Annotated in this window: 25 protein-coding genes and 2 tRNA genes; 22 read left to right on the top strand and 5 right to left on the bottom strand. The window is 60.3% G+C overall.

Going from position 1 to position 24,862, the window contains the following annotated elements; all coding sequences use genetic code 11:
* The 15 genes from CSV86_RS14425 to CSV86_RS14360 all read left to right on the top strand — a co-directional run bounded on the left by CSV86_RS14425 (position 1) and on the right by CSV86_RS14360 (position 10,329).
* Positions 1-615: a hypothetical protein gene (locus tag CSV86_RS14425; RefSeq protein WP_170394813.1), complete on the top strand. Its 615-nt coding sequence runs from the start codon at positions 1-3 to the stop codon at positions 613-615.
* Between the two features lie 20 nt (positions 616-635).
* A complete protein-coding gene (locus CSV86_RS14420) occupies positions 636-1,067 on the top strand; it encodes a hypothetical protein (protein ID WP_009394028.1) in 432 nt (143 codons plus the stop codon).
* Between the two features lie 49 nt (positions 1,068-1,116).
* Entirely contained in the window at positions 1,117-1,704 is a 588-nt protein-coding gene (locus CSV86_RS14415) for a tail assembly protein (RefSeq protein ID WP_009394026.1), read from the top strand.
* A 55-nt stretch (positions 1,705-1,759) separates the two neighbouring features.
* Positions 1,760-5,638: a TipJ family phage tail tip protein gene (locus CSV86_RS14410; protein WP_009394024.1), complete on the top strand. Its 3,879-nt coding sequence runs from the start codon at positions 1,760-1,762 to the stop codon at positions 5,636-5,638.
* Positions 5,635-5,940 carry a hypothetical protein gene (locus CSV86_RS14405; RefSeq protein ID WP_009394022.1) on the top strand — a complete coding sequence of 102 codons (306 nt, stop codon included), beginning with the start codon at positions 5,635-5,637 and terminating at the stop codon, positions 5,938-5,940. The genes CSV86_RS14410 and CSV86_RS14405 overlap by 4 nt, the downstream gene beginning before the upstream one ends.
* Positions 5,940-6,791, top strand: a complete 852-nt coding sequence (locus CSV86_RS14400) for a hypothetical protein (RefSeq protein WP_009394020.1) — start codon at positions 5,940-5,942, stop codon at positions 6,789-6,791. Before CSV86_RS14405 ends, CSV86_RS14400 begins: the two co-directional genes overlap by 1 nt.
* A 144-nt stretch (positions 6,792-6,935) precedes the next feature.
* Complete coding sequence (locus CSV86_RS14395) at positions 6,936-7,574, top strand: phage tail protein (RefSeq protein ID WP_311985834.1); 639 nt, start codon at positions 6,936-6,938, stop codon at positions 7,572-7,574.
* Positions 7,574-8,170 (top strand): tail fiber assembly protein, encoded by a 597-nt coding sequence (locus tag CSV86_RS32760; RefSeq protein ID WP_283811592.1) that lies wholly within the window; start codon positions 7,574-7,576, stop codon positions 8,168-8,170. Before CSV86_RS14395 ends, CSV86_RS32760 begins: the two co-directional genes overlap by 1 nt.
* A gap of 57 nt (positions 8,171-8,227) precedes the next feature.
* A complete protein-coding gene (locus CSV86_RS14385; RefSeq protein WP_075804085.1) occupies positions 8,228-8,659 on the top strand; it encodes a lysozyme in 432 nt (143 codons plus the stop codon).
* Positions 8,656-9,018: a hypothetical protein gene (locus tag CSV86_RS14380; RefSeq protein WP_009396129.1), complete on the top strand. Its 363-nt coding sequence runs from the start codon at positions 8,656-8,658 to the stop codon at positions 9,016-9,018. Before CSV86_RS14385 ends, CSV86_RS14380 begins: the two co-directional genes overlap by 4 nt.
* 92 nt (positions 9,019-9,110) lie before the next feature.
* Positions 9,111-9,356 (top strand): hypothetical protein, encoded by a 246-nt coding sequence (locus CSV86_RS14375; protein ID WP_100228089.1) that lies wholly within the window; start codon positions 9,111-9,113, stop codon positions 9,354-9,356.
* An 82-nt stretch (positions 9,357-9,438) separates the two neighbouring features.
* A complete protein-coding gene (locus CSV86_RS32000; RefSeq protein ID WP_080604724.1) occupies positions 9,439-9,732 on the top strand; it encodes a hypothetical protein in 294 nt (97 codons plus the stop codon).
* The gene (locus tag CSV86_RS14370) at positions 9,729-9,965 is read left to right on the top strand and encodes a hypothetical protein (protein ID WP_100228090.1); all 237 of its coding nucleotides are present in this window, start codon (positions 9,729-9,731) and stop codon (positions 9,963-9,965) included. Before CSV86_RS32000 ends, CSV86_RS14370 begins: the two co-directional genes overlap by 4 nt.
* 117 nt (positions 9,966-10,082) lie before the next feature.
* Positions 10,083-10,186, top strand: a tRNA-OTHER gene (locus CSV86_RS14365).
* 67 nt (positions 10,187-10,253) lie between these two features.
* A tRNA-His gene (locus tag CSV86_RS14360) sits at positions 10,254-10,329 on the top strand.
* A gap of 106 nt (positions 10,330-10,435) precedes the next feature.
* On the opposite strand, the gene CSV86_RS14355 is transcribed toward CSV86_RS14360, so the two are convergent.
* Positions 10,436-10,828: a hypothetical protein gene (locus CSV86_RS14355; RefSeq protein WP_158487722.1), complete on the bottom strand. Its 393-nt coding sequence runs from the start codon at positions 10,826-10,828 to the stop codon at positions 10,436-10,438.
* Positions 10,829-11,107: 279 nt separating this feature from the next.
* Here CSV86_RS14355 and CSV86_RS14350 point away from each other — a divergent pair, with 279 nt between their 5' ends.
* The 7 genes from CSV86_RS14350 to CSV86_RS14320 all read left to right on the top strand — a co-directional run bounded on the left by CSV86_RS14350 (position 11,108) and on the right by CSV86_RS14320 (position 20,098).
* Positions 11,108-11,413 (top strand): DUF6388 family protein, encoded by a 306-nt coding sequence (locus CSV86_RS14350; protein ID WP_009400272.1) that lies wholly within the window; start codon positions 11,108-11,110, stop codon positions 11,411-11,413.
* A gap of 225 nt (positions 11,414-11,638) precedes the next feature.
* The gene (tig, locus tag CSV86_RS14345; protein WP_037060524.1) at positions 11,639-12,952 is read left to right on the top strand and encodes a trigger factor; all 1,314 of its coding nucleotides are present in this window, start codon (positions 11,639-11,641) and stop codon (positions 12,950-12,952) included.
* Positions 12,953-13,043: 91 nt separating this feature from the next.
* Positions 13,044-13,685: an ATP-dependent Clp endopeptidase proteolytic subunit ClpP gene (clpP, locus tag CSV86_RS14340; protein ID WP_009400269.1), complete on the top strand. Its 642-nt coding sequence runs from the start codon at positions 13,044-13,046 to the stop codon at positions 13,683-13,685.
* Between the two features lie 108 nt (positions 13,686-13,793).
* A complete protein-coding gene (gene clpX / locus CSV86_RS14335) occupies positions 13,794-15,077 on the top strand; it encodes an ATP-dependent Clp protease ATP-binding subunit ClpX (protein ID WP_009400267.1) in 1,284 nt (427 codons plus the stop codon).
* A gap of 148 nt (positions 15,078-15,225) precedes the next feature.
* Positions 15,226-17,622, top strand: a complete 2,397-nt coding sequence (gene lon, locus CSV86_RS14330; RefSeq protein WP_009400265.1) for an endopeptidase La — start codon at positions 15,226-15,228, stop codon at positions 17,620-17,622.
* Positions 17,623-17,760: 138 nt separating this feature from the next.
* On the top strand, positions 17,761-18,033 hold the full coding sequence (locus CSV86_RS14325; RefSeq protein WP_009400264.1) for an HU family DNA-binding protein: 273 nt from the start codon (positions 17,761-17,763) through the stop codon (positions 18,031-18,033).
* 193 nt (positions 18,034-18,226) lie between these two features.
* Complete coding sequence (locus tag CSV86_RS14320; RefSeq protein ID WP_009400263.1) at positions 18,227-20,098, top strand: SurA N-terminal domain-containing protein; 1,872 nt, start codon at positions 18,227-18,229, stop codon at positions 20,096-20,098.
* A 242-nt stretch (positions 20,099-20,340) separates the two neighbouring features.
* Here the strand turns inward: CSV86_RS14320 and fabI are convergent, their stop codons facing one another.
* Genes fabI through CSV86_RS14300 form a run of 4 tightly spaced genes read right to left on the bottom strand, consistent with a single transcriptional unit; the run spans position 20,341 to position 24,861 of the window.
* Positions 20,341-21,135 (bottom strand): enoyl-ACP reductase FabI, encoded by a 795-nt coding sequence (gene fabI / locus CSV86_RS14315; RefSeq protein ID WP_009400262.1) that lies wholly within the window; start codon positions 21,133-21,135, stop codon positions 20,341-20,343.
* Positions 21,136-21,148: 13 nt separating this feature from the next.
* On the bottom strand, positions 21,149-22,765 hold the full coding sequence (locus CSV86_RS14310; RefSeq protein ID WP_009400261.1) for an ABC transporter ATP-binding protein: 1,617 nt from the start codon (positions 22,763-22,765) through the stop codon (positions 21,149-21,151).
* A 1-nt stretch (position 22,766) separates the two neighbouring features.
* Positions 22,767-23,786 carry an ABC transporter permease gene (locus tag CSV86_RS14305; protein ID WP_009400260.1) on the bottom strand — a complete coding sequence of 340 codons (1,020 nt, stop codon included), beginning with the start codon at positions 23,784-23,786 and terminating at the stop codon, positions 22,767-22,769.
* Between the two features lies 1 nt (position 23,787).
* Complete coding sequence (locus CSV86_RS14300) at positions 23,788-24,861, bottom strand: microcin C ABC transporter permease YejB (protein WP_009400259.1); 1,074 nt, start codon at positions 24,859-24,861, stop codon at positions 23,788-23,790.
* Position 24,862 lies beyond the last annotated feature (1 nt).

Genomic DNA, 24,862 nt, shown 5'->3' with positions numbered 1-24,862 from the left:
ATGGTATCAGGTTGGTGGGGTAAAGGTGCCCCATCAACCATTAAATCCGTATACCCAGTTTTCTTAGGCGGTTGTTTTGAAGGTAAATCGGTAGATCAGGGTGTTGATCAAGCGCTCAAGTCTATTCAGGAGAGTGAATACCCCGATAATTCTCCTGACGCAGCTGTCAAATCTTGGTGGCATCTCAAGGATAGCGGTGCGCAGCTCATGGCTGCGATCTGCAAGCGTAATCAGAGCACGGCAAGCCCTTATCTTGAGAAGCTGTCCGAGCTCTCTACCGACGCAATTTACAACCAGCGCCCCTGCGCCGAGTCTCCTATTACGTTTGATCGACAAATCACTAGAGTTGAGGTTCAGTCAGACACGCGTGCAGTAGTGACGGCGCAGATCAGGAATACTACGCTTCCAGATCAAGGCGTGGCTCTCGGCCCTGAAGACAAAAAGGCCAAGGACGCTGGTGAACCCATGCGGTACGTGCTTGAGCGCAAAGACATCAATAGCGGCTGGAAAATAGCCCAGGTGTCTAGCTATCGCTCCTACACCCAATCGTGGGAAAACGTGCTCAGTAAGCCAGAGCCTTCGAATCACAAGTGGGTCTACGGATGGCTGCAATAAGCCTGTTATCTGGAGCTGTTATGCGAATTTTGTTTGCTGTAATGGGGCTGGCTTTGCTGGCGGGGTGCACAACATCACCTGTCTCTTCGGATAAGGCCAAGGCCGCACCGCTCGAGCGTATCATTTATGAATCGCCTGCCCACGCTGGCTCCTCCATCACTGTGACCCGGGACACGGGATGGATCGCAGGCGGTGGTTGCTATGTCGGCGTTTTGATAGATGGAAAACTCGCCGCCCGTATTGCGACGGGTGAGACAGTGACCTTCCGAGTTTCCGAGGGGCGGCACATTCTGGGTCTGTCAGGCGATCCCATGGGTAATGGGCTTTGCGGGCTGGAGATTGGCCAGTCCATCAAGGAGTCGTCTGCGGACTTGAAGCAAGGAGAGTCGCAGAGGTTCAGGATATCCGGCGACACCAATAGTGGTCTCGACCTACGACCCACATCACTTTGAATAAATCCATGCCGCCTTCGGGCGGTTTTTTGTTTCTGGAGATCCGCAAATGTCAGCAATGCTTGGAGTCATGCCAGCCCCAACGGAGATCGTTCTTTGTGGTTTTCTCAGGCGCTTGTTTGGAAAGGACCATAAATTCTTCCTCGACAGGGGCACTGTCCGCGAGGCAGTCAAGGCTATGGATGTTAATCATCCAGGATTCGCCAGAGAGCTTGCCAGGGCTGAAGAGCGGGGGTTGAGATTTGCCGTGTTCAAAAATGGCAGGAACATAGGCGAGGACGAGATTGACCGCAGCGGTGCGACTGAACTGCGATTTGTGCCTGTGGTACATGGCAGCAAGCGGGCCGGATTACTGCAAACAATTATCGGGGTTGTGTTGATCGTGCTGAGCCCCTTCACGAACGGTGCAACTCTGGGGCCAGGTATCGCATTAACCGCCGGCGGCGTAATTCAAATGCTCAGCCCCCAGGCGAAGGGACTGTCCCAGAGTGCCGCACCGGAGAACCTGCCGAGCTACGCCTTCGGCAGCGCCAAGAACACCACCGCCAGCGGCAACCCAGTCCCGATCTGTATCGGCAAGCGCCGGTGGGGCGGGGCGATCATTTCGGCCTCCATCTACGCCGAAGACAAAACCTGACTCGAACGCTACGAACCAGCCGCCTCCGGGCGGTTTTTTATTGCCTGGAGGAAACATGGGCGCAGCACTTTCCCCCGATATTACCGGCGCCAAAGGCGGCGAAAGCAAGCCGAAAACCCCGGTAGAGGCACCCGACAGCCTGCGGTCCACCAACATCGCCAAGATCCTGATTGCGGTGGGTGAGGGTGAGTTCGAGGGCACGCCGACGGACCGGGATATCTACCTGGACAACACCCCGATCATGGATGCCAGCGGCAACGTCAATTTCCCCGGGGTGAAGTGGGAGTGGCGTCGCGGATCCGTGGAGCAGGACTACATCCAGGGTATCCCTGCGATCGAAAGCGAGACGACCACCAACGTCGAACTGCGCAGCGACAACCCGTTCGTGCGCTCGCTGAGCAACACCCAGCTCTCCGCCGTGCGCCTGCGATTCTCTTGGCCGCGTCTTGCCAGCCAAGACAATGCCGGCAACACCAACGGTTACCGTATCGACTACGCGATTGACGTGGCCACCGACGGCGGTCCCTATGTTGAGGCCCAGCCTGGCGCTGTGGCCGGCAAGACCACCAACGGTTACCAGCGCTCTGTGCGTGTTGACCTGCCGGCGGCGACCTCGGGCTGGCTGCTTCGCGTTCGCCGCCTCACGCCGAACAGCGGCAGCGACCGCGTCGCAGACACGATGATGATCGCCGGCTACACCGAGATCATCGACCAGAAGCTGCGCTATCCGAACACGGCGCTGCTCTACATCGAGTTCGATGCCCAGCAGTTCCAGAACATCCCGTCCGTCACTGTCGATTGCAAAGCACGGCGCTGGCCGGTGCCGAGCAACTACGATCCTGAGACCCGGACCTACACGGGGATCTGGGACGGCACGTTCAAGCAGGCCTGGACCAATAATCCGGTATGGGCGACCTACGGGATCTGCGTAGAAGACCGTTTCGGCCTGGGCAAGCGCATCCAGTCTTGGATGGTGGACAAGTGGGAGATGTACCGCATCGCCCAGTATTGCGACCAGTTGGTGCCCGACGGCGTCGGCGGCATGGAGCCTCGCTACCTCTGCGATCTGAACCTGCAGGGCAAGGCCGAGGCCTGGACGCTGTTGCGCGACCTGTCCGCAATCTACCGCGGGATGGTGTACTGGGCCCAGGGCGCACTGTTCTTGCACGCTGACATGCCCCGGGCGCAGGACATCGACTATGTCTTCACGCGCGCGAACGTCATCGACGGTGACTTCGTGTACGGCGGCGCCGAGCGCGGCACGCACTACAGTCGTGCCCTGGTCAGCTACGACAACCCGGCGAACAACTACGACACCGACGTCATTCCTGTTACCGACCTGGCGCTGCAGCGCCGGTACCGGGATCGGCCAATCGAGCTATCCGCGATCGGCTGCACCCGGGCCAGCGAGGCCCAGCGCCGCGGGAAGTGGGCGCTGCTGAGCAACAACCAGGACCGCACCGTCACATTCAAGACCGGGATGGAAGGCGCGAACGTGCTGCCTGGGTACGTCATTCCGGTTGCCGACGAACTCGTCGCCGGCAGGCCGAACGGCGGCCGAATCTCCGCTGTTGCTGGGCGCACCGTGACGTTAGACCGCGACACCCCGATCAAGCCCGGCGACCGCCTGATTGTGAACCTTCCCAACGGCACGGCCCAGGGTCGCACCGTAGAATCTGTTGCGGGCCGTGCCGTGACGGTGACTGTCGCCTATGCGCTCCAGCCTGAGCCGCAGCTTCAGTGGGCGATCGACTACGAGGACCTGGCCGTCCAGCTGTTCCGGGTTCTGAAGCGCACCCGCACCACGGAAGGCGAGTACGAGTTCACTGCGCTGGAGTTCAACCCCAGCAAGTTCGCTGTTATCGACACTGGCGCGAAGCTGGACGAGCGGCCGATCAGCGTCATTCCGGTGACCACGGTACCGCCACCGGCGAGCGTGAGCCTGTCTTCCGACTATGCCGTGGACCAGGGCATAGCCGTGAGTACCATGACCATTGCTTGGCCGGCGGTGGACGGTGCTGTCGCCTACGACGCTGAGTGGCGCAAGGACAGCGGCAACTGGATGCGGCTGCAGCGCACCGGCACTACGTCCGTCGATGTTGTGGGGTTCTACGCCGGCGCCTACCTGGCCCGCGTCCGTGCGGTGAGTCCGTTCGATATCACCTCGACCTGGACGTCATCCGTGCTTACCGAGCTCAAGGGCAAGGAGGGCCTGCCGCCGGCGCTCACCAGCCTGACCGCCACCAGCGAGCTATTCGCCATCGGCCTGAAGTGGACCTTCCCCGTTGGCGCCGAGGACACCCAGCGCACCGAGATCTGGTACAGCCCGAGCAACAGCCTGGAGTCGGCGACGAAGCTCACCGACCTGGCGTATCCGCAGAGCGACTTCAAAATGATTGGCCTGGCCGCCGGCGTATCGTTCTTCTTCTGGGCTCGCCTGGTGGATCGAACCGGCAACATCGGGGCTTGGTATCCAGTGGGCAGCGGCGTGCTGGGGCGCTCCAGTTCTGACGCTGCGCCGATTCTTGAGATGATCGCCGGCCAGATCGGCGAGAGCGAGCTCGGCCAGGAGCTGCTGAAGGAGATCGAGAAAATCTCCGGCGACGCCCCGGGCTCGGTGAACGATAGGATCAATCAGGCGAAAGAGGAACTTGAGGATCTAATCAGCGATATCACCGACCCGCTTGAATACGTGCCTGAGAATTCGTATCTGCGTGACGATAGCGTGCGCAGCGGTCACCGGCTTTACACGGCGATTGCGAACGTGCCCGCTGCGTCGGATGGCGGCAATGGGCCGCCGAACCCAGCATTCTGGGTCGATATCGGCAGCATCGCCGAAGTTGCAAATGGCCTTGCCAGCGCAGTTCAGAAAAACACCAGCGACATTGTTGAGATCGACGGCAGGATCGAGGCTCAGGCGTCGATGATCCAGGCAGTCCAGGCCGCATATCGCGCCGAGAGCGGGGAGGGGGAGCTTGCAGATGCGATGGATGGCTGGGATTCACGGGCCCGATTTGCTCAGGAAGTGCGTACCAGGGCCGGCGAGAACTTCGCAATGGTCGAGCGGATCACTGCGCTTGATGCAGAAGTGGGTGACAACTCTGCATCAATCGGCGCGCTTGAGCGCGTGGTCGCAACAGGCGAGCAGGCAGCGGCCACAAGGTTCAGCAATATTGAAGCCGCGGTCGAAGAAAACGAGGCAGGGCTGGCGACCGAGGAGGTGGCAAGGGCCGACGGTGACCAGGTTCTGGCTGAGCGTATCGGGCTGATGCAAGCAACATTCGTCCCTCCCCAGGATAGTCGCGACGAAGACGGCGAAGGCGACTTGGCCGGGGCGATGAAGGCGTGGGAGCATTCCGCGAAGATCGCCGATGAGTCTCGCGTGCGCGCAACTGCAGATGAGGTTCAGGCCAAGCGATCGGAGACGCTGGAAGTCTCGATTGGGCAGACGAACGCGGCGGTGCAGACCGTCAGTCAGGCCCAGGCCAATTTTGAAGGCAAGGCCAGCACGATGTGGGCTGTGAAGATGCAGCTCAACAACTATGGGCAGTACGTTGCCGCGAGCATCGGACTCGGTATCGAGAACGGCCCCGGTGGGCTGCAGAGCCAGTTTCTGGTCCAGGCGGATCGCTTCGCGGTAGTCAATGGAGTAAACGGTGCTCTGACGAGCCCATTCGTGGTTCAGAACGGGCAAGTGTTCATTAACTCGGCAGTCATCAACACGGCGTTCATTCAGCAGATTGTCGCGGGCATGTCGATTGTTTCCGAGGCTGTTGACGCGAACAATCGGCCGCTCCTGGAAATGAACTTCAAGACTGGACAAGTGGCGTTCCGCGGGCAGGACGCAAACGGCTCGACGTTGATCACCAACGGCCAAGTCAACACCTACTACAACAGCGGTAATCCGGCAACGAAGATGGGGATCGGTATATGAGTACCGGTTTTCTTGCTTTCGCGGAGAGCGGCCAGGTTGTGACCGACATGACGGTCCTGATCAGTCAGATGCAGGGAAGCATCGTGACCGCTGCGGCAAACGGAAGCGCCACGCTGCCGCCGGTACCGGCAGGTCGGCAGCGGTTCTACATGGTCGTGCCGCTGGTCGATTTGAATCGGGAGAAAGGCAAGCGGCCAGGCGTAAGCATTTCGGGAAACACCATGTCATGGGCGTATTCCTACAGCACAAGTGGCTGGGGCTACTTTTCGGCTAACTGTCGCATCTACTATGGGTACTACTGATGCCTGGAAAGTTTGTTGCATATAGACAGCAGGACCAGCAGCTACTGTTTGATACGGATCTGATTTCATATGGGTTGAGAAAGAGCGGGTACTTACAGTTCGTCGGTAATTGGCCGCAAAAGTATCTACGCAGTGCAAACCTCGACCCAAATAACGGTGCCAATTGGGCGGATGACACTGCTCCTCGGGAGCCCATATATGGAATCTCGCTAAGCAAGTGGTCTTCACCCATAGCGTTCCTTGTTGGGGACGGCAGTCCGTGCGGGGAGATGCTGGTTGATGGGCAAAAGACACTGCTTTTCGTTGGGGCTTCAACTTCAACGAAAGCGTATGTCTTCGACTTGATGTCTGATGACGGGCCAATCAATGGGTTGAAGTGCTTCAAGGAGAACCCATGGGAGCTCACGTTCAACTCCGCCCAGGCGCCGTTGAACATCATTGCCTCTGTAGAGGCTCCTCCGCCCGGCGCGATATTTGCCAACGATGTCAGATACACGGCATATGCCGGCGGCTACAACCAGATGATCGGAAATAACGGTGGCGCAACGTACAACCAGATGAAGTCGTGCGTAGACGTGCCGGTCACTGGTGGCGAGCTAGCGGCGTCGATCACATTCACCAGGTCTGCTTTATGCAACGGCTCCGCTGCTGGATACGGCGGCTTAGAGTATGGATGCCAAGAGGGTGCAGGCGGCTATGTAGGCGGGGTCCGATTTATCTTCACTGTTGCGGCGGCAACAACAAGAACATCGGTCGGTAGCTCACCGATAAACTATTGGCGCGCTGTGCCTGCGCTCCTTCCTCGTGCACTTGTTATCAGGACATCCGGTCTTCCCTTTCCATTGAACTAAGGAACTTCTATGCCTTGGTATAAAACAGGCACAGTTGCAATTGCTTCTGGCCAAACCACCGTAACTGGTACTAATACTAACTTCTCCGCGAATAGCCGAGTTGGCGACGCGTTCCTGGGGCCAGATGGCCGCTGGTATGAGGTTGTGAACATTGCCAGTGATCTCGTGCTTTCGATTCTGCCGGCCTATCAAGGGGCGACAGTTACTGCGGGCAGCTACGCGCTGGCCCCAATGCAGGGATACGTTAAAGAGTCCGCAGACCGGCTACGTCAGATCGTCGATCAGTGGGGCGCGACGCTTGCCGGCCTTGGAGATGTTGCAAGCCAGGACATCGTCCCGGTTGCCATGGGCGGCACAGGCGGAGCAACGGCAGCAGCAGGCCGGGCAGGCCTCGGCCTGAAGAGTGCCGCCGTGGCTGATGTTGTCGGCACAGTCGCCGCCGGCGCGATTATCGAGCGCGGCTCGAATTCGAGCGGCAGTTACACAAAGTACCTCGATGGATCGCTGACGTGCTGGTGCACGCGACGTGTGCCGAAGACGATGAACGCCTCCTCCGGCGCATTGTTCTTCAGTGCTATCGAAGCGGCGGTTGCCTACCCGGCGCCGTTCTCTGAGATACCCACAATCAGCATCACTGCAACCGGCGAGTTCGAGTGCTTCACCGTGCCTGCCGGGCTCTCAAACCAGTCAAGCTGGCCAGGCGTCTACATCGCAAGCCAGATCGCGCGATCGACGGCAGCGACAATCGATATTTGCTACATGGCCCAAGGGAGGTGGAAATAATGCGCATCAAGTTCAGCCCTCAGCGCCGGGATGATCAATTGAGCGTGCTCAGAGCGGGAGACGCGCTGACAGTCAATGGCGTGAAGTTCGATTTCGCCAATCTGCCGCTCGGCGCAACGCTGCCCGCCGGCGCTGCAGACTGCCCCTGGATCTTCGGTGACATCGAAAAAACTGCTGAGGGCGTGCAGGTGACGATACTCCTTCCGCATGCCGCCGACGCCCCCGAATCTGCTCGCTTCCCGCGCGACATCGTCAACCCGGCCGACGGCCCGATCCTGCTGCCCGGCACCACGGCTCAGGTTTATGCATCTTCGGTACCAGGTGTCATCGATTGGTCTCAGATGATTACCGCCGAGATGAAGGCCGAGGCAGACGCTGCGCGCCACCTTGCCGCCGTAGTCGCCGACACCGCATCGCGCCGCGCCGCGGCAGACAGCTCGATTGCTCCGCTCCAGGACGCTGTTGATCTCGACGAAGCCACTGAGGCCGAAGCTGCGCTATTGAAAGAGTGGAAGCGCTACCGCGTGGCGCTCAACCGTCTGCCCGAGCAGCCAGGCTACCCGAACAGCATCGACTGGCCCGCGCCGCCGGCCTGATTCGCACCGCGCCCACCAGCCGCCCATGAGGCGGTATTTTTTTGCTTGGAGAAAACCATGCGTACATCGCAACGCGGCTTGAACTTGATCAAGTCATTCGAGGGCCTGCGCCTGCAGGCGTACCAAGACTCGGTCGGCGTCTGGACGATCGGCTACGGCGCGACCCGGGGCGTGAAGCCCGGCATGACGATCACAAAGGACCAGGCCGAGCGGATGCTCCTGAACGATGTGCAGCGCTTCGAGCCCGAAGTGCAGCGGCTGGTCACCGCAAAGCTGAACCAGGATCAGTGGGATGCCCTGGTCTGCTTCACCTACAACCTGGGTGCGGCAAACCTGGAGTCTTCGACACTCCGGCGCCTGCTGAATGCTGGGGACTATGCCGGGGCCGCCGACCAGTTCCCGCGCTGGAACAAGGCCGGTGGCAAGGTACTCCCAGGCCTGGTGCGTCGCCGCGCCGCGGAGCGCGATCTATTCCTGGGGGCGGCATGAGTGCCTGGGCGCTGCGCCTGACCGCCGCCGGCCTACTGATCCTTCTCGGCATGGCCGTCGGCAGCTGGGCCACAACCGGCCACTTCCGCCCGCTGCTCGACGCCGAGCAGGAGCAGGCGACCACTTGCAAATCTGCCCGGGACAACCTCGCCGGCCTGGCCACGGAGCAGGGCAAGGCCTTGGGCGACCTAGCCCTGGCCGCGAACGAACGCCAGGCCGCCGCCGAGCAGGCAGTGAGCGAAGCCAAGGCCAGTGCGGATCTCGACTACACCGCGGCGAACCGGCTGCAGCAGGAGCGCACCGGTGGCGATCAGTGTGCCGCCGCTTCCTCGATCATCGACAAGGAGCTGGGCTTATGAGGCTGGTCGGCAACTGGCGCTCCTGCAGGAGCGAAATGGGCGTCTTTCAGGCTGCAAGCCAGGTAATCCGTGGCCTTGCCTGTGGGAGCGGGATGGTGGGTGTCCTGGCTCTAGCCGGGTGCGCTAGCCGCACTGAGCCGCAGGTGCAGTACGTGCGCGTCGAGGTGCCGGTACAGGTACCGTGTCGGGCGCCAGAGGTGGCGGTGCCGGTATGGGCTGCTGCCGGTTTACGCAAGGCCGACAACCTTGAGGTGAAGGTTAGGGCGCTGCTGGCGGAGCGCAGGCAGCGCATCGGCTACGAGAGGCAGCTGAAGGCGGCCGTCTCGGCATGCCGGTAGAAGCATAGCCCGCCGGGCGGTACTGGCGTCGCTCCGTGGTCGAATGGTGAAATACTGTACCCATATACAGTATTGGTGCGTCATGCAATTCCTCATTGTTCGTCGCCGGCACCTAGGCGCCGCGCTTTCCCCGGCCGAATTGAAAAGGGCCAAGCCTCTTCTCGCTGATGTGCATATACATGAGTGCCAAAGCCAGGCGCTGGGTCGCTGCAGCGTCGAGGCCTGGATTCATTGTTCATCGCCAGGGAATGACGAAATACCTCGCCTCCTGGATGCCAGGGTGAACGGCATGGCGCAGCTCGGGCTGAACATTAGCGGCCTAGAGGAAGTAGATGGCGTCCTATACGCGCAGTCATGGTGGTGCAGGCTGCCATGACCGAGCTTCCTGCTGCCTGGGTTGCAGAGCTGATGGACAGGTTTGAGCTGATCACCGATCCGGACGGGCGAGCCGCGGCACTGGCTGCAATGGCTATGGCCGCCCACCGACGGCGCGAGATCACGGACTGGCAGTTGGCGGATATGCTCGAACTTGCAGAGGCCGGGCGCCTGTGGGCGCTGGTGGAGCATGAAGAAGCTGAGTGGGTTGGGTTGTTCGATGGGAGAGGGTGAGGCCATCCAGGACGGATGGCTGATCGGCGGGATACCGAAAGGGGGTGTGAAAATAATGTGTTGCACGTTTCGAAACATGTGACACAATGCGGCACGTTTTGAACAGGTGTGACGGTTGCGGGCGTCCTAACCTATTGATTTGGCTGGCTTTCAGGTTGACCAGCATGATTTAGGTTCCAGCGGCGCAAGCTGTAAGAGTTCGAGTCTCTTCGTCCGCACCATTCAAGCTTTTCCCGTCGCACGAAGCGGGAAGGCCGGCAACACGCGCTGAGAAGCGCATGCAATATGGTGGGCGTAGCTCAGTTGGTAGAGCGCAGGATTGTGATTCCTGTGGTCGAGGGTTCGATTCCCTTCGTCCACCCCATATTTTGAAAGGCGCCTGGTGAATAACCAGGCGCCTTTTTCGTTTTCATTCGGCGGGTTGTGTGTCTTGGATGCGATGTGCTAATGCCCTGCCGTTGAAGTCGTGTTCAGTGGGTGCTCGCGCTCAGTTCTGCTTGCTGGTGGGCGGGGTTGGTCGGTGTCGGTGAGGTGCTGTCGCAAGCGACATCGCTGATATCGCGTGAAAGCGAGCCTTTGAAGATCGGCGTTTCCTCATCATCCGGTCGGGCGCTGGCCAGGTCCTGAAGTGATGTTGCGGAACCCATGAAGCGAACAGTGCGCGTGACACAATTGAATTGACGTGCGGAGTAACTGGTTCCGCTGATGCCTGTACGCTGGGTGATCACCGAGAGTCTTTCCGGTGCGCCGCTGATTTCGACGATGGCGTACTGTGCGCCTGGGTCGAACGAGGCATGAAGAGGGATGGCGAGGGCTAGTGAGCAGTGAAAGGGCCAGGCGCTGACGATCAGGAGTTTTTTCAACACAGGTACGTCCTTGCAGTTTCGCTCTTCATGCCTGAGTGGCGTTAATGTAAATGAAACGCGTTGGCTAGGTGCGGGGCGCTAGGTTAGCGGTGCCGAACACAGCTTTGCAAACGAAGTTCCATGCCGCTCGTAGGATAATTCCTTTTTTGCTGACGGAATTGTTCGCAGCGGCTCAGTCAATATCAGACGCCGGATGGCTGGCAACGTTCCAGTGAAAGCTGATAAGTTTCAGTGGCTTGATCCGATGCCAGTGCCCTGGCGAACAGGTAATGAAAAATGATTGCTAAAGAATCCCGCCAGGCGGTTGCGCTGGAGCGTTTCGCCCAGGCCAAGCCGCAGTTGCTGTCGGAAATTGCCGTGTTGAGCGATGTCGAGCAGCGGCAGCAGATCCAGTGGGCGTTCGAGGATGAGGCGCAGGAGCAGGGTATCGAACCCTGGGAGTTGACGCTGCGACTTGTCGCGGAGTCGCCCGAGGAACTGCAGGTCATGCGCCTGGAGGTTCATCGCGAGGTGGCCGAGGCACTGGGCATGAGCTGGGAAGAGTACTGCGACTTCAACGAGATCGACGGTCTCTCCGGTTGATGGCGGATGGCTTGTCGATTGCTTTTTCGGGTGTGCGACGGCTCTGTCTCGCAGGTTGCAGTGCTGCGCTGGCGCCGCCCGGGCTTTTATGAAAAATATTGAGAGCCGATGCTGTCCGTCTCCGGGTCGAACAGGGTGACTTCTGGTGTTTGAGCTACTAGAATGCTTGCCCTTGATTCTGGAGTCGGGTATCGCCGGCTAACGTCTGTGCAACGAGGAATATTCATGCAAGTTTCTGTTGAAAATACTTCCGCTCTCGAGCGTCGTATGACCATCGCCGTTCCGGCAGAGCGCGTCGAGACCGAAGTCAACAAGCGTCTGCAACAGACTGCCCGTCGCGCCAAGGTTCCAGGCTTCCGTCCTGGCAAGGTGCCTATGAGCGTGATCCGTCAGCGTTACGAAGACGCTGCCCGTCAGGAAGCGTTCGGTGATCTGGTCCAGGCTTCCTTCTACGAAGCCGTCGTCGAGCAGAAGCTGAACCCGGCCGGCGCGCCTGCCGTCGAGCCAAAGTCGTTCGAAAAAGGCAAGGACCTGGAATACGTCGCCATCTTCGAAGTGTTCCCCGAGTTCACCGTTTCCGGTTTCGAATCGATCGCCGTCGAGCGCCTGAGCGCTGAAGTCAGCGACGCCGACCTGGATAACATGCTGGAAGTGCTGCGCAAGCAGAACACCCGTTTCGAGGTCGCTGATCGCGCTGCCCAGAACGAAGACCAGTTGAACATCGATTTCGTTGGCAAGATCGACGGCGAAGCCTTCGCTGGCGGTTCTGCCAAGGGCACCCAGCTGGTCCTGGGCTCCGGTCGCATGATCCCTGGCTTTGAAGAAGGCCTGGTCGGCGCCAAGGCGGGTGAAGAGCGTGTCCTGACCCTGACCTTCCCCGAGGACTACCAGAACCTGGACCTGGCCGGCAAGGCTGCCGAGTTCACCGTTACCGTCAACAGCGTTTCCGAGCCGAAACTGCCTGAGCTGAACGAAGAGTTCTTCGCCCAGTTCGGCATCAAGGAAACCGGCATTGACGGCTTCCGCACCGAAGTTCGCAAGAACATGGAGCGCGAGCTGCGCCAGGCGATCAAGACCAAGGTCAAGAACCAGGTAATGGACGGCCTGCTGGCTGCCAACCCGATCGAAGTGCCGAAAGCCCTGCTGGAAAACGAAGTGAACCGTCTGCGCGTCCAGGCCGTTCAGCAATTCGGCGGCAACATCAAGCCTGAGCAACTGCCGGCCGAGCTGTTCGAAGAGCAAGCCAAGCGCCGCGTCGTGCTGGGCCTGATCGTCGCCGAGGTGGTCAAGCAGAACGAGCTGAAGCCTGACGAAGCCCGTGTTCGCGAACTGATCCAGGAAATGGCTTCGGCCTACCAGGAACCAGAACAGGTCGTGGCCTGGTACTACAAGAACGACCAGCAACTGAACGAAGTTCGCTCGGTTGTGCTGGAAGAGCAAGTTGTAGATACTGTCCTGCAGAAAGCGACTGTGACCGACAAATCGGTCTCGTACGAAGAAGCCGTCAAACCAGCACAGGCACCTGCCGCCGCTGAGTGATTTCCTCTCTTCGTAGGAAAACCCCACAAGCCAGCCTTCGCGCTGGCTTGTGCGTATTCAAGCCATGACTATTTGGGAGTGAGTGCAGGACATGTCCCGCAATTCTTATATTCAGCAGAGCTCTGACATCCAGGCCGCCGGTGGCCTGGTCCCGATGGTTATCGAGCAGTCCGCCCGTGGCGAACGCGCCTACGACATCTACTCGCGCCTGTTGAAGGAGCGCGTGATCTTCCTGGTCGGGCCGGTAGAAGACTACATGGCCAACCTGGTAGTGGCGCAACTGCTGTTCCTTGAAGCGGAAAACCCGGACAAGGATATCCATCTGTACATCAACTCCCCGGGCGGTTCGGTAACTGCCGGCATGTCGATCTACGACACCATGCAGTTCATCAAGCCGGACGTTTCCACCATCTGCATCGGCCAGGCCTGCAGCATGGGTGCGTTCCTGCTCGCTGCCGGTGCCGCTGGCAAGCGTCACTGCCTGCCCAATTCGCGGGTGATGATTCACCAGCCGTTGGGCGGCTTCCAGGGCCAGGCAACCGATATCGAGATCCATGCCCAGGAGATCCTCAACATCAAGTCGCGCCTGAACGAGCTGCTGGCACACCATACTGGCCAGGATCTCGAAACCATCAAGCGCGATACCGAACGTGACAACTTCATGAGCGCCCAGCGCGCGGCCGAGTACGGCCTGATCGACTCGGTATACGACAAGCGGCAACTGGCGTCCTGATCCTGGGTGCCAGAGCGGGCAGACGCGGAAAGCGCCTGCCTGCGGACTTGAAAAAGCCCGCAATTGCCTTCATCTTGTGTTGCAAGCCTACCGGATTGGATCGATCGAATGACTGACACCCGTAACGGCGAGGACAACGGCAAATTGCTCTATTGCTCCTTCTGCGGCAAAAGCCAGCATGAAGTGCGCAAGTTGATTGCCGGCCCCTCGGTATTTATCTGCGACGAGTGCGTCGACCTGTGCAATGACATCATCCGTGAGGAGGTGCAGGAAGCCCAGGCCGAGAGCAGCGCGCATAAATTGCCTTCGCCGAAAGAAATCAGCGCCATCCTTGACCAATATGTCATTGGCCAGGAGCGCGCGAAAAAGGTTCTGGCCGTAGCGGTGTACAACCACTACAAGCGCCTGAATCAACGCGACAAGAAAGGCGACGAAGTCGAACTTGGCAAGAGCAACATCCTGCTGATCGGGCCTACCGGCTCGGGCAAGACGCTGCTCGCCGAAACCCTCGCTCGCCTGCTCAACGTACCGTTCACCATTGCCGACGCCACGACGTTGACCGAAGCCGGCTACGTGGGCGAAGACGTCGAGAACATCATTCAGAAGCTGCTGCAGAAGTGCGACTACGATGTCGAGAAGGCCCAGATGGGCATTGTCTACATCGACGAAATCGACAAGATTTCGCGCAAGTCGGACAACCCGTCGATCACTCGCGATGTTTCGGGCGAAGGCGTGCAGCAGGCGCTGTTGAAGCTGATCGAGGGCACCGTTGCCTCGGTACCGCCGCAAGGTGGCCGCAAGCATCCCCAGCAGGAGTTCCTGCAGGTCGATACACGCAACATCCTGTTCATCTGTGGCGGTGCGTTCTCCGGCCTGGAGAAAGTCATCCAGCAGCGTTCCACCCGCGGCGGCATCGGCTTTGGCGCCGAAGTCCGGAGCAAGGAGGAGGGCAAGAAGGTTGGCGAATCGCTGCGTGAGGTCGAGCCGGACGATCTGGTCAAGTTTGGCCTGATTCCCGAGTTCGTCGGGCGCCTGCCGGTTCTGGCGACCCTCGACGAACTGGATGAAGCTGCGTTGATGCAGATCCTCACCGAGCCGAAGAATGCCTTGACCAAGCAATATGGCAAGCTGTTCGAAATGGAAGGCGTGGACCTGGAGTTCCGCAGTGATGCGCTGAAGTCTGTGGCCCGCAAGGCCCTCGAGCGCAAGACTGGCGCCCGTGGCCTGCGTTCCATCCTCGAAGGCATCCTGCTCGACACCATGTATGAAATTCCTTCGCAGAAGGATGTCAGCAAGGTGGTGATCGACGAGAGCGTCATCGATGGCACTTCCCAGCCGCTGCTCATCTACGAGAACAGCGAGCCGCCAGCCAAGGCGGCACCAGACGCCTGAGTCTTGGGCAGCGAAACCAGCAAGGGGCCTACGGGCCCCTTTGCTTTTCCTGTCGCAGAGCTTGTTTTTTTCCGGGGCTGCCCCACATTAAGTCCAAGCTCAAATTTCCATCGGATTACGGCCACAGGGCCGCTGTAGAGGCGAAATCATGAAGACAACCCTCGACTTGCCTCTTTTGCCATTGCGCGATGTCGTTGTTTACCCGCACATGGTCATCCCGCTGTTCGTGGGGCGTGAAAAGTCCATCGAAGCCCTCGAAGCTGCGATGACCGGTGAGAAGCAAATCCTTTTGCTGGCTCAGAAGAATCCCGCTGACGACGATCCAGGCGAAGACGCCCTGTATCGGGTCGGCACCATCGCTACCGTCCTCCAGTTGCTGAAATTGCCCGATGGCACCGTCAAGGTGCTGGTCGAAGGTGAGCAGCGCGGTGCGGTCGAGCGCTTCGTCGAGGTCGAAGGCCACATTCGGGCCGAAGTCGCCCTGATCGAGGAAACCGAAGCGGCTGATCGCGAGTCCGAAGTGTTCGTGCGCAGCCTGCTGTCCCAGTTCGAGCAATACGTGCAATTGGGCAAGAAGGTGCCTGCCGAGGTCCTGTCGTCCCTCAACAGCATCGATGAGCCTGGGCGCCTGGTGGATACCATGGCTGCGCACATGGCCCTGAAGATCGAGCAGAAGCAGGAAATCCTCGAGATCATCGATCTGGCCGCACGCGTCGAGCATGTACTGGCCCTGCTGGATGCGGAAATCGACCTGCTGCAGGTCGAGAAGCGCATTCGCGGACGGGTCAAGAAGCAGATGGAGCGCAGCCAGCGCGAGTACTACCTGAACGAGCAGATGAAGGCCATTCAGAAGGAGCTCGGCGATGGCGACGAGGGGCATAACGAAGTCGAGGAACTGAAAAAGCGTCTCGAGGCTGCCGGCCTGCCCAAGGATGCCTATGCCAAGGCCCAGGCCGAGCTGAACAAGCTCAAGCAGATGTCGCCGATGTCGGCGGAGGCCACCGTTGTGCGCTCGTACCTCGATTGGCTGGTGCAGGTGCCGTGGAAGGCGCAGAGCAAGGTACGCCTCGACCTGGCCAAGGCCGAGGAAATCCTCGATGCCGACCACTATGGCCTGGAAGAGGTCAAGGAACGCATCCTCGAGTACCTCGCGGTGCAGAAGCGCGTCAAGAAGATCCGCGGCCCGGTACTGTGCCTGGTCGGCCCGCCTGGCGTGGGCAAGACGTCGCTGGCCGAGTCCATCGCCAGCGCCACCAATCGCAAGTTCGTGCGCATGGCGCTCGGCGGTGTACGTGACGAGGCCGAGATCCGTGGCCACCGACGTACCTATATCGGCTCCATGCCCGGCCGCCTGATCCAGAAAATGACCAAGGTGGGCGTGCGCAACCCGCTGTTCCTGCTCGACGAGATCGACAAGATGGGCAGCGACATGCGCGGTGACCCGGCCTCGGCGCTGCTCGAGGTGCTGGATCCGGAGCAGAACCACAACTTCAACGATCACTACCTGGAGGTCGATTACGACCTGTCGGATGTGATGTTCCTCTGCACCTCCAACTCGATGAACATCCCGCCAGCGCTGCTGGACCGGATGGAAGTCATTCGTCTGCCGGGCTACACCGAGGACGAGAAGATCAATATCGCGGTCAAGTACCTGCTGCCGAAGCAGATCAAGGCCAATGGCCTGAAGAAGGGTGAGCTGGACGTTGAGGTCGCAACCATTCGCGACATCATCCGCTACTACACCCGTGAAGCCGGTGTGCGTGGCCTGGAGCGGCAGATCGCCAAGGTCTGCCGCAAGGTGGTCAAGGAGTACACGGGCCAGAAGCAGGCCCAGGTCAAGGTGGGTAGCGACCAACTGGAGCATTTCCTCGGTGTGCGCAAGTTCCGCTACGGCCTGGCCGAGCAGCAGGACCAGGTGGGTCAGGTCACCGGCCTGGCCTGGACCCAGGTGGGCGGCGAATTGCTGACCATCGAGGCGGCGGTCATTCCGGGCAAGGGGCAGTTGATCAAGACCGGTTCCCTCGGCGATGTCATGGTCGAATCCATTACAGCGGCGCAGACCGTGGTGCGCAGCCGTGCGCAAAGCCTTGGCATCCCGGCCGATTTCCATGAGAAGCGCGATACCCACATTCACATGCCGGAAGGGGCTACGCCCAAGGATGGTCCGAGTGCCGGTATCGGCATGTGCACCGCGCTGGTTTCTGCGTTGACGCAAATCCCGGTGCGTGCCGATGTGGCGATGACCGGCGAGATCACCCTGCGTGGGCAGGTGCTGGCGATCGGTGGCCTGAAGGAAAAATTGCTGGCCGCGCACCGTGGTGGAATCAAGACAGTGATCATTCCGGAAGAAAACGTGCGTGATCTGAAAGAGATTCCTGACAATATTAAGCAGGATCTTCAGATTAAGCCGGTTAAATGGATTGACGAAGTCCTCCAAATTGCGCTGCAATACGCCCCGGAGCCCTTGCCGGATGTGGCTCCCGAGATCGTTGCCAAGGATGAAAAACGCGACGTTGATTCCAAGGAACGAATCAGTACGCATTGAAAGTATTTAGCTGGGCGCCCCGTCCGACTGTTTTCCAGGTCCTTGCCATTAAAAGGCACTCAAGTGTCACGGGGCACTCGGCGTTGATTCAATTTACATAGTTAGAAATAAACTCAAATAGAAATAAGGGGACTTAGAGTGAACAAGTCGGAACTGATTGACGCTATCGCTGCAAATGCTGATATTCCAAAAGCTGCTGCCGGCCGTGCGCTGGACGCAGTCATCGAATCCATCACTGGTGCCCTCAAGGCCGGTGACTCCGTGGTTCTGGTAGGTTTCGGTACCTTCTCGGTCACCGACCGTCCTGCTCGTACAGGCCGCAACCCGCAAACTGGCAAGACGCTGGAAATTCCTGCCGCCAAGAAGCCTGGCTTCAAGGCTGGCAAGGCGCTGAAGGACGCGGTCAACTAAGTCGCCCTTTTCAGGCTTCAGCCTGGTCGGGCCCGGTTCCCGCAACCGCGCCCGCCGGTGGGGCGGAAAGAATCACGAATTCGTCTGCTCCGCCCGTTACGAGAAGGCGCATCCCCGGATGCGCCTTTCTTCTATCAGGATTCTACCCACGCTCCGCGGTTGTGCAGCCGCCACAGCCGTTTCTGGGGGACGCATGCTGCAAAATATCAGGGACAATTCACAAGGTTGGATTGCCAAGACCATCATTGGTGTCATCGTGGTACTGATGGCACTGACCGGCTTCGATGCCATCTTCCAGGCAGTCAGCCACAACCAGGATGCTGCCAAGGTCAATGGCGATACCATCAGCCAGAACGAGTTGAGTCAGGCCGTCGACACGCAACGTCGGCAACTGATGCAACGGCTGGGCAAGGACTTCGACCCCTCCCTGCTGGACGACAAGATGCTGCGCGAAGCAGCCTTGAAAGGCCTGATCGAGCGCCAACTGCTGCTGCAGGGCGCACGTGATGCCAAGTTCTCCTTCTCCGAGGCCGCTCTGGACCAGGTGATCCTGCAGACGCCCGAGTTCCAGGTGGACGGCAAGTTCAGCGCCGAACGTTTCGACCAGGTCATTCGCCAGTTGGGCTATGGCCGTATGCAGTTCCGTGAAATGCTGGCCCAGGAAATGCTGATCGGCCAACTGCGCGCCGGTCTGGCTGGCAGCGGTTTCGTCACCGATGCGCAGGTTGACGCCTTCGCTCGCCTGGAAAAGCAGACCCGCGACTTCGCTTCGCTGACCTTCAAGGCGGACCCTGCGTCCGTCAATGTTACCGATGAACAGGTCAAGGCTCATTACGAGCAGCATGCCAAGGAGTTCATGAGCCCCGATCAGGTCGTGATCGACTACATCGAGCTCAAGAAGGCCGCGTTCTTCGATCAGGTCAAGGTCGACGAGGACGCATTGCAGGCGCTGTACCAGAAGGAAATCGCCAACCTCGCCGAGCAGCGCCATGCTGCGCATATCCTGGTCGAGGTCAACGACAAGCAGGACGAAGCCCAGGCCAAGGCCCGCATCGAGGAAATCCAGCAGCGTCTGGCCAAGGGTGAAGACTTCGCTGCGCTGGCCAAGGAGTTCTCCCAGGATCCGGGCTCGGCCAGCAATGGCGGTGACCTTGGTTTCGCCGGCAAGGGTGTTTATGACCAAGCCTTTGAAGACGCGCTGTATGGGCTGAACAAGGACCAGGTGTCCGCTCCCGTGCGCACCGAGTTCGGCTTCCACCTGATCAAGCTGCTGGGCGTGCAGGCGCCTGAGGTTCCCACGTTCGCCAGCCTGAAGGACAAGCTCACCCGTGAGCTGAAGACCCAGCAGGTCGAGCAGCGCTTCGTGGAGGCGACCAAGCAACTGGAAGATTCGGCGTTCGAAGCGTCGGACCTGGCCCAGCCTGCCCAGGACCTCGGCTTGAAGGTGCAGACCTCCGCGCCGTTCGGTCGTGAAGGCGGTGACGGCATCACCGCCAACCGGCAGGTGATCCAGGCGGCGTTCAGCCCTGAAGTGCTGGACGAGGGATCCAACAGCTCGGCTATCGAGCTGGACCCGGAGACTGTAGTGGTTGTACGCGCCAAGGAGCATCGCAAGCCGGCGCAACTGCCTCTGGAAGCCGTTGCCGGTCCTATCCGCGACCACCTGGCCCAGGAACAGGCCACCGCTGCCGTGAAGAGCAAGACCGATGCACTGGTAGCCGGGCTGCGTGATGGCAAGGTTGCTTATGCACCCGTGCAGGACGGCCAGGCCTGGAAGGTCCAGGAAGCCGTGACCCGTATGCAGGAAGGCATAGATCCGACCGAGCTGCAGGCGCTGTTCCGCATGAGCAAGCCTGAAGCCAAGGACAAACCGGTGTACTCCACGGTTACCCTGGCTGATGGCAGCGTCGTCGTCCTACGCCTGAATGGTGTGAACGAGGGCAGCGCGGCCAGTGAGCAGGAGAAGGGCGAGTATCGCCGTTATCTGGCCTCCCGCGCCGGTCAGCAGGATTTCGCCGCCTACCGCAAGCAACTGGAAGCCAAGGCGGAGATCACTCGCTACTGAGTTCTCCCCTCTGTAATGAAGAAGGCCGCGCGAGCGGCCTTTTTCATTGCTCCTTGAACCAGCTTTGTCTGTACTGGCCTCATCGCTGGCAAGCCAGCTCCCACAGGTTCAGCACAAAGCTTGAGATCTGTGCAGTACCTGTGGGAGCTGGCTTGCCAGCGATGAGGCCCTCAAAAACAACAACAAAAACACCAGGCAAAAGAAAAGGCCGCATCAGCGGCCTTTCCTCGTTTCCCGAAGACTTACTCCGAGATATCACCCATGGCGGTGGTATTGAAGCCACCGTCCACGTACATGATTTCACCGCTGACGCCCGACGCCAGGTCGGAGCACAGGAAGGCGCCGGCGTTGCCGACTTCTTCGATGGTGACGTTGCGGCGCAGCGGGGTCTGGGCTTCGTTGGCGGCGAGCATCTTGCGGAAGCTCTTGATGCCGGAAGCAGCCAGGGTGCGAATCGGACCGGCGGAGATGGCGTTGACGCGGGTGCCTTCCGGGCCGAGGCTGCCGGCCAGGTAGCGAACGCCGGCTTCCAGGCTGGCCTTGGCCATGCCCATGACGTTGTAGTTCGGCATGGTGCGCTCGGCGCCCAGGTAGGACAGGGTCAGCAGGCTGCCGTTGCGGCCTTTCATCATTTCACGGCCGGCCTTGGCCAGGGCCACGAAGCTGTAGGCGCTGATGTCGTGGGCGATGCGGAAACCTTCGCGGGTGGTCACTTCGGTGAAGTCGCCATCGAGCTGGTCGCCCGGGGCGAAGCCTACGGAGTGCACGATGCAGTCCAGGCCGTCCCACTTCTTACCCAGCGCCTCGAAGACCTTGGCGATGTCGTCATCGTTGGCAACGTCGCAAGGGAAGCACAGCTCAGGGTTGGAGCCCCAGCCAGCGGCGAATTCTTCGACGCGGCCCTTGAGCTTTTCGTTCTGGTAGGTGAAGGCAAGTTCTGCACCCTCGCGATGCATGGCGGCAGCGATGCCGGATGCGATGGACAGTTTGCTGGCGACACCGACGATCAGTACGCGCTTACCGGCGAGAAAACCCATGTGTTGTTCCTCTTCAGGTTATATCGACAGCCGTGGGAGCCAGGAAAGCGGCCTCCAGCAGCTGCTGTGTATACGAATGTTGTGGTGCGGCGAAAATCTGCGCGGCCGGACCTTGCTCGACCACCTGGCCTTGCTTGACCACCATCAACTGGTGACTCAGCGCCTTGACCACCGCCAGGTCATGGCTGATGAACAGGTAGGTCAGGTTGTACTTGGTCTGCAGCGCGCGCAGCAGTTCCACCACTTGGCGCTGAACGGTGCGGTCGAGCGCCGAAGTGGGCTCGTCCAGCAGGATCAGCGCCGGTTTCAATACCAGTGCCCGGGCAATGGCAATCCGTTGTCGTTGGCCTCCGGAAAACTCGTGAGGGTAGCGGTGCCGGGTTTCCGGGTCCAGACCTACTTCCCTGAGCGCCTCCATGATGGCTTGTTCCTGTTCCGCCTCCGTGCCTATCCGATGAATGCGCAGGCCCTCTCCGACGATGTCGCTCACGCACATGCGCGGGCTGAGGCTGCCGAAGGGGTCCTGGAACACCACCTGCATCTCGCGTCGCAGCGGTCGGACCTGCTGCTGGCTCATGCCGTCCAGTCGCTGGTTCTCGAAGCGGATGACGCCCTGGCTGCCAATCAGCCGCAGGATGGCCAGGCCCAGCGTTGACTTGCCCGAGCCACTTTCACCGACGATGCCCAGGGTCTGGCCCTGAGGCAGGCTGAAGTTGATGCCGTCCACCGCCTTGACATGGTCCACGGTGCGGCGCAGCAAGCCTTTCTTGATCGGGAACCACACCCGCAGGTCTTCGACTTCCAGCAACGGCGCGCCTTCCGGGTTGCCGGCCGGCCCGCCGCTGGGCTCGGCGCCGAGCAGCATTTTCGTGTACGGATGCTGCGGAGCGCGGAACAATTCTTCACACGACGCCTGTTCGACGATGCAACCGCGCTGCATGACACATACGCGGTGCGCAATTCTTTTCACCAGGTTCAGATCGTGACTGATCAGTAACAGCGCCATGCCCAGCCTGGCCTGCAGGTTCTTGAGCAATTCAAGGATCTTCAACTGGACGGTAACGTCCAGCGCGGTGGTCGGTTCGTCGGCGATCAGCAGCTCCGGCTCGTTGGCCAGGGCCATGGCGATCATCACTCGCTGCCGCTGGCCGCCCGAGAGCTCATGGGGCAGAGCCTTGAGGCGCTTGACCGGGTCGGGAATGCCCACCAGTTCCAGCAGCTCCAGGGTCCGTGCGGTGGCTTCCTTGCCGCGCAGGCCCTTGTGCAGCATCAGCACTTCGTTGATCTGCTTCTCGATGCTGTGCAGCGGGTTCAGCGACGTCATCGGCTCCTGGAAGATCATGGCGATGCGGTTGCCACGGATATGGCGCATCTTCTTCTCGTCCAGGTGCAGGAGGTCCTGGTTTTCGTAGCGGATGCTCCCGGCCGGGTGCTGCGCCAGCGGGTAGGGGAGCAGGCGCAGGATGGAGTGGGCGGTGACCGATTTGCCGGAGCCACTTTCACCGACCAGGGCCAGGGTCTCGCCGCGGCGTATATCGAAGCTGACGTTTTCGACCACACGCTGCTGTTGCGCACCGCTGACGAATTCGACGGCAAGGTCGCGCACTTCGATCAAGGTGTCCTTGTTCATCTCATTTCCTCGGGTCGAAGGCATCGCGGGCGGATTCGCCGATGAATACCAGCAGGCTCAGCATCAGGGCCAGCACGGCGAAGGCACTGATGCCCAGCCATGGCGCCTGCAGATTGGATTTGCCCTGGGCCACCAGTTCGCCCAGGGACGGAGCGCCCGGCGGCAGACCGAAGCCGAGGAAGTCCAGTGCGGTCAGGGTACCGATGGCGCCGGTGAGAATGAACGGCAGGAAGGTCATGGTCGAGACCATGGCGTTGGGCAGGATGTGCCGGTACATGATCGCGGCGTTCTGCATGCCGAGGGCGCGCGCGGCCCGCACGTATTCCAGGTTGCGCCCGCGCAGGAACTCCGCGCGCACCACATCCACCAGGCTCATCCAGGAGAACAGCAGCATGATCCCCAGCAGCCACCAGAAGTTGGGCTGGACGAAGCTGGCCAGGATGATCAGCAGATACAGCACCGGCAGGCCCGACCAGACCTCCAGGAAGCGCTGTCCGGCCAGATCGACCCAGCCGCCATAAAAGCCCTGCAGCGCACCGGCTATCACGCCGATGATGGAGCTGAGCACGGTCAGCGTCAGGGCGAACAGCACCGAGATACGGAAGCCGTAGATCACCCTTGCCAGCACATCCCGCCCCTGGTCATCGGTGCCCAGCCAGTTCTGCGCGGAAGGCGGCGCAGGGGCAGGGACCTTGAGGTCGTAGTTGATGCTCTGGTAGCTGAATGGAATCGGCGCCCAGACCACCCAGCTCTGCTTCTTCTCCAGCAGGTCGCGGATGTAAGGGCTCTTGTAGTTGGCCTCGAGCGGGAATTCGCCGCCGAAGGTGGTCTCTGGGTAGCGCTTGAACGCCGGGAAGTAGAACTCGCCGTCGTAGCGCACCACCAGTGGTTTGTCGTTGGCGATCAATTCCGCGCCAAGGCTCAGGCCGAACAGGATCACGAACAGCCATAGCGACCACCAGCCGCGGCGGTTGGCCTTGAAGCGCTCGAAGCGGCGGCGATTGAGAGGGGACAGTTTCATCTCAGTGCTCCCGGCTTTCGAAGTCGATGCGTGGATCGACCAGGGTGTAGGTCAGGTCGCCGATCAGTTTCACCACCAGCCCCAGCAGGGTGAAGATGAACAGCGTGCCGAAGACCACCGGGTAATCGCGGTTGATCGCAGCCTCGAAACTCATCAGGCCGAGGCCGTCGAGGGAGAAGATCACCTCGACCAGCAGCGAGCCGGTGAAGAATATGCCGATGAAGGCCGAAGGGAAGCCGGCGATCACCAGCAGCATCGCATTGCGGAACACATGGCCGTAGAGCACGCGGTTCGGCGTCAGGCCCTTGGCCTTGGCCGTGACCACGTATTGCTTGTTGATCTCGTCGAGGAAGCTGTTCTTGGTCAACAGGGTCATGGTGGCGAAGTTGCCGATGACCAGGGCGGTGATCGGCAGGGCCAAGTGCCAGAAGTAGTCGGTGATCTTGCCCCAGGTGCTCAGTTCATCGAAGTTGCTCGACGTCAGTCCGCGCAACGGGAACCAGTCCAGGTAGCTGCCGCCGGCGAAGACCACGATGAGCAGGATGGCGAAGAGGAAGGCGGGGATCGCATAACCGACGATGATCGCCGAGCTGGTCCAGACATCGAAGTGGCTGCCGTGCCGGGTGGCCTTGGCGATCCCCAGGGGAATCGATACCAGGTACATGATCAGGGTGCTCCACAGCCCGAGGGAGATGGACACCGGCAGTTTTTCCGCGATCAGGTCGACGACCTTGGCATCGCGGAAGAAGCTGTCGCCGAAGTCCAGGCGGGCATAGTTCTTGACCATGATCCACAGGCGTTCCGGCGCCGACTTGTCGAAGCCGTACATGCGCTCGATCTCCTTGACCAGCGCCGGATCCAGGCCTTGCGCACCGCGATAGTTGGAGCCGGCCACCGAGACTTCGGCGCCTCCGCCGGCAATCCGGCTGGTGGCGCCCTCGAAGCCTTCGAGCTTGGCGATCATCTGTTCCACCGGGCCGCCGGGAGCGGCCTGGATAATGACGAAGTTGATGATCAGGATGCCGAACAGGGTCGGGATGATCAGCAGCAGGCGCCGCAGGATGTAGGCCAGCATC

Origin of the sequence: Pseudomonas bharatica CSV86, from assembly GCF_000319305.2 — a bacterium.
Classification (GTDB): Bacteria; Pseudomonadota; Gammaproteobacteria; order Pseudomonadales; family Pseudomonadaceae; genus Aquipseudomonas; species Aquipseudomonas bharatica.
The sequence above is the reverse complement of the archived record's forward strand: the minus strand, read 5'-3'. Positions and strand labels throughout refer to the sequence as shown.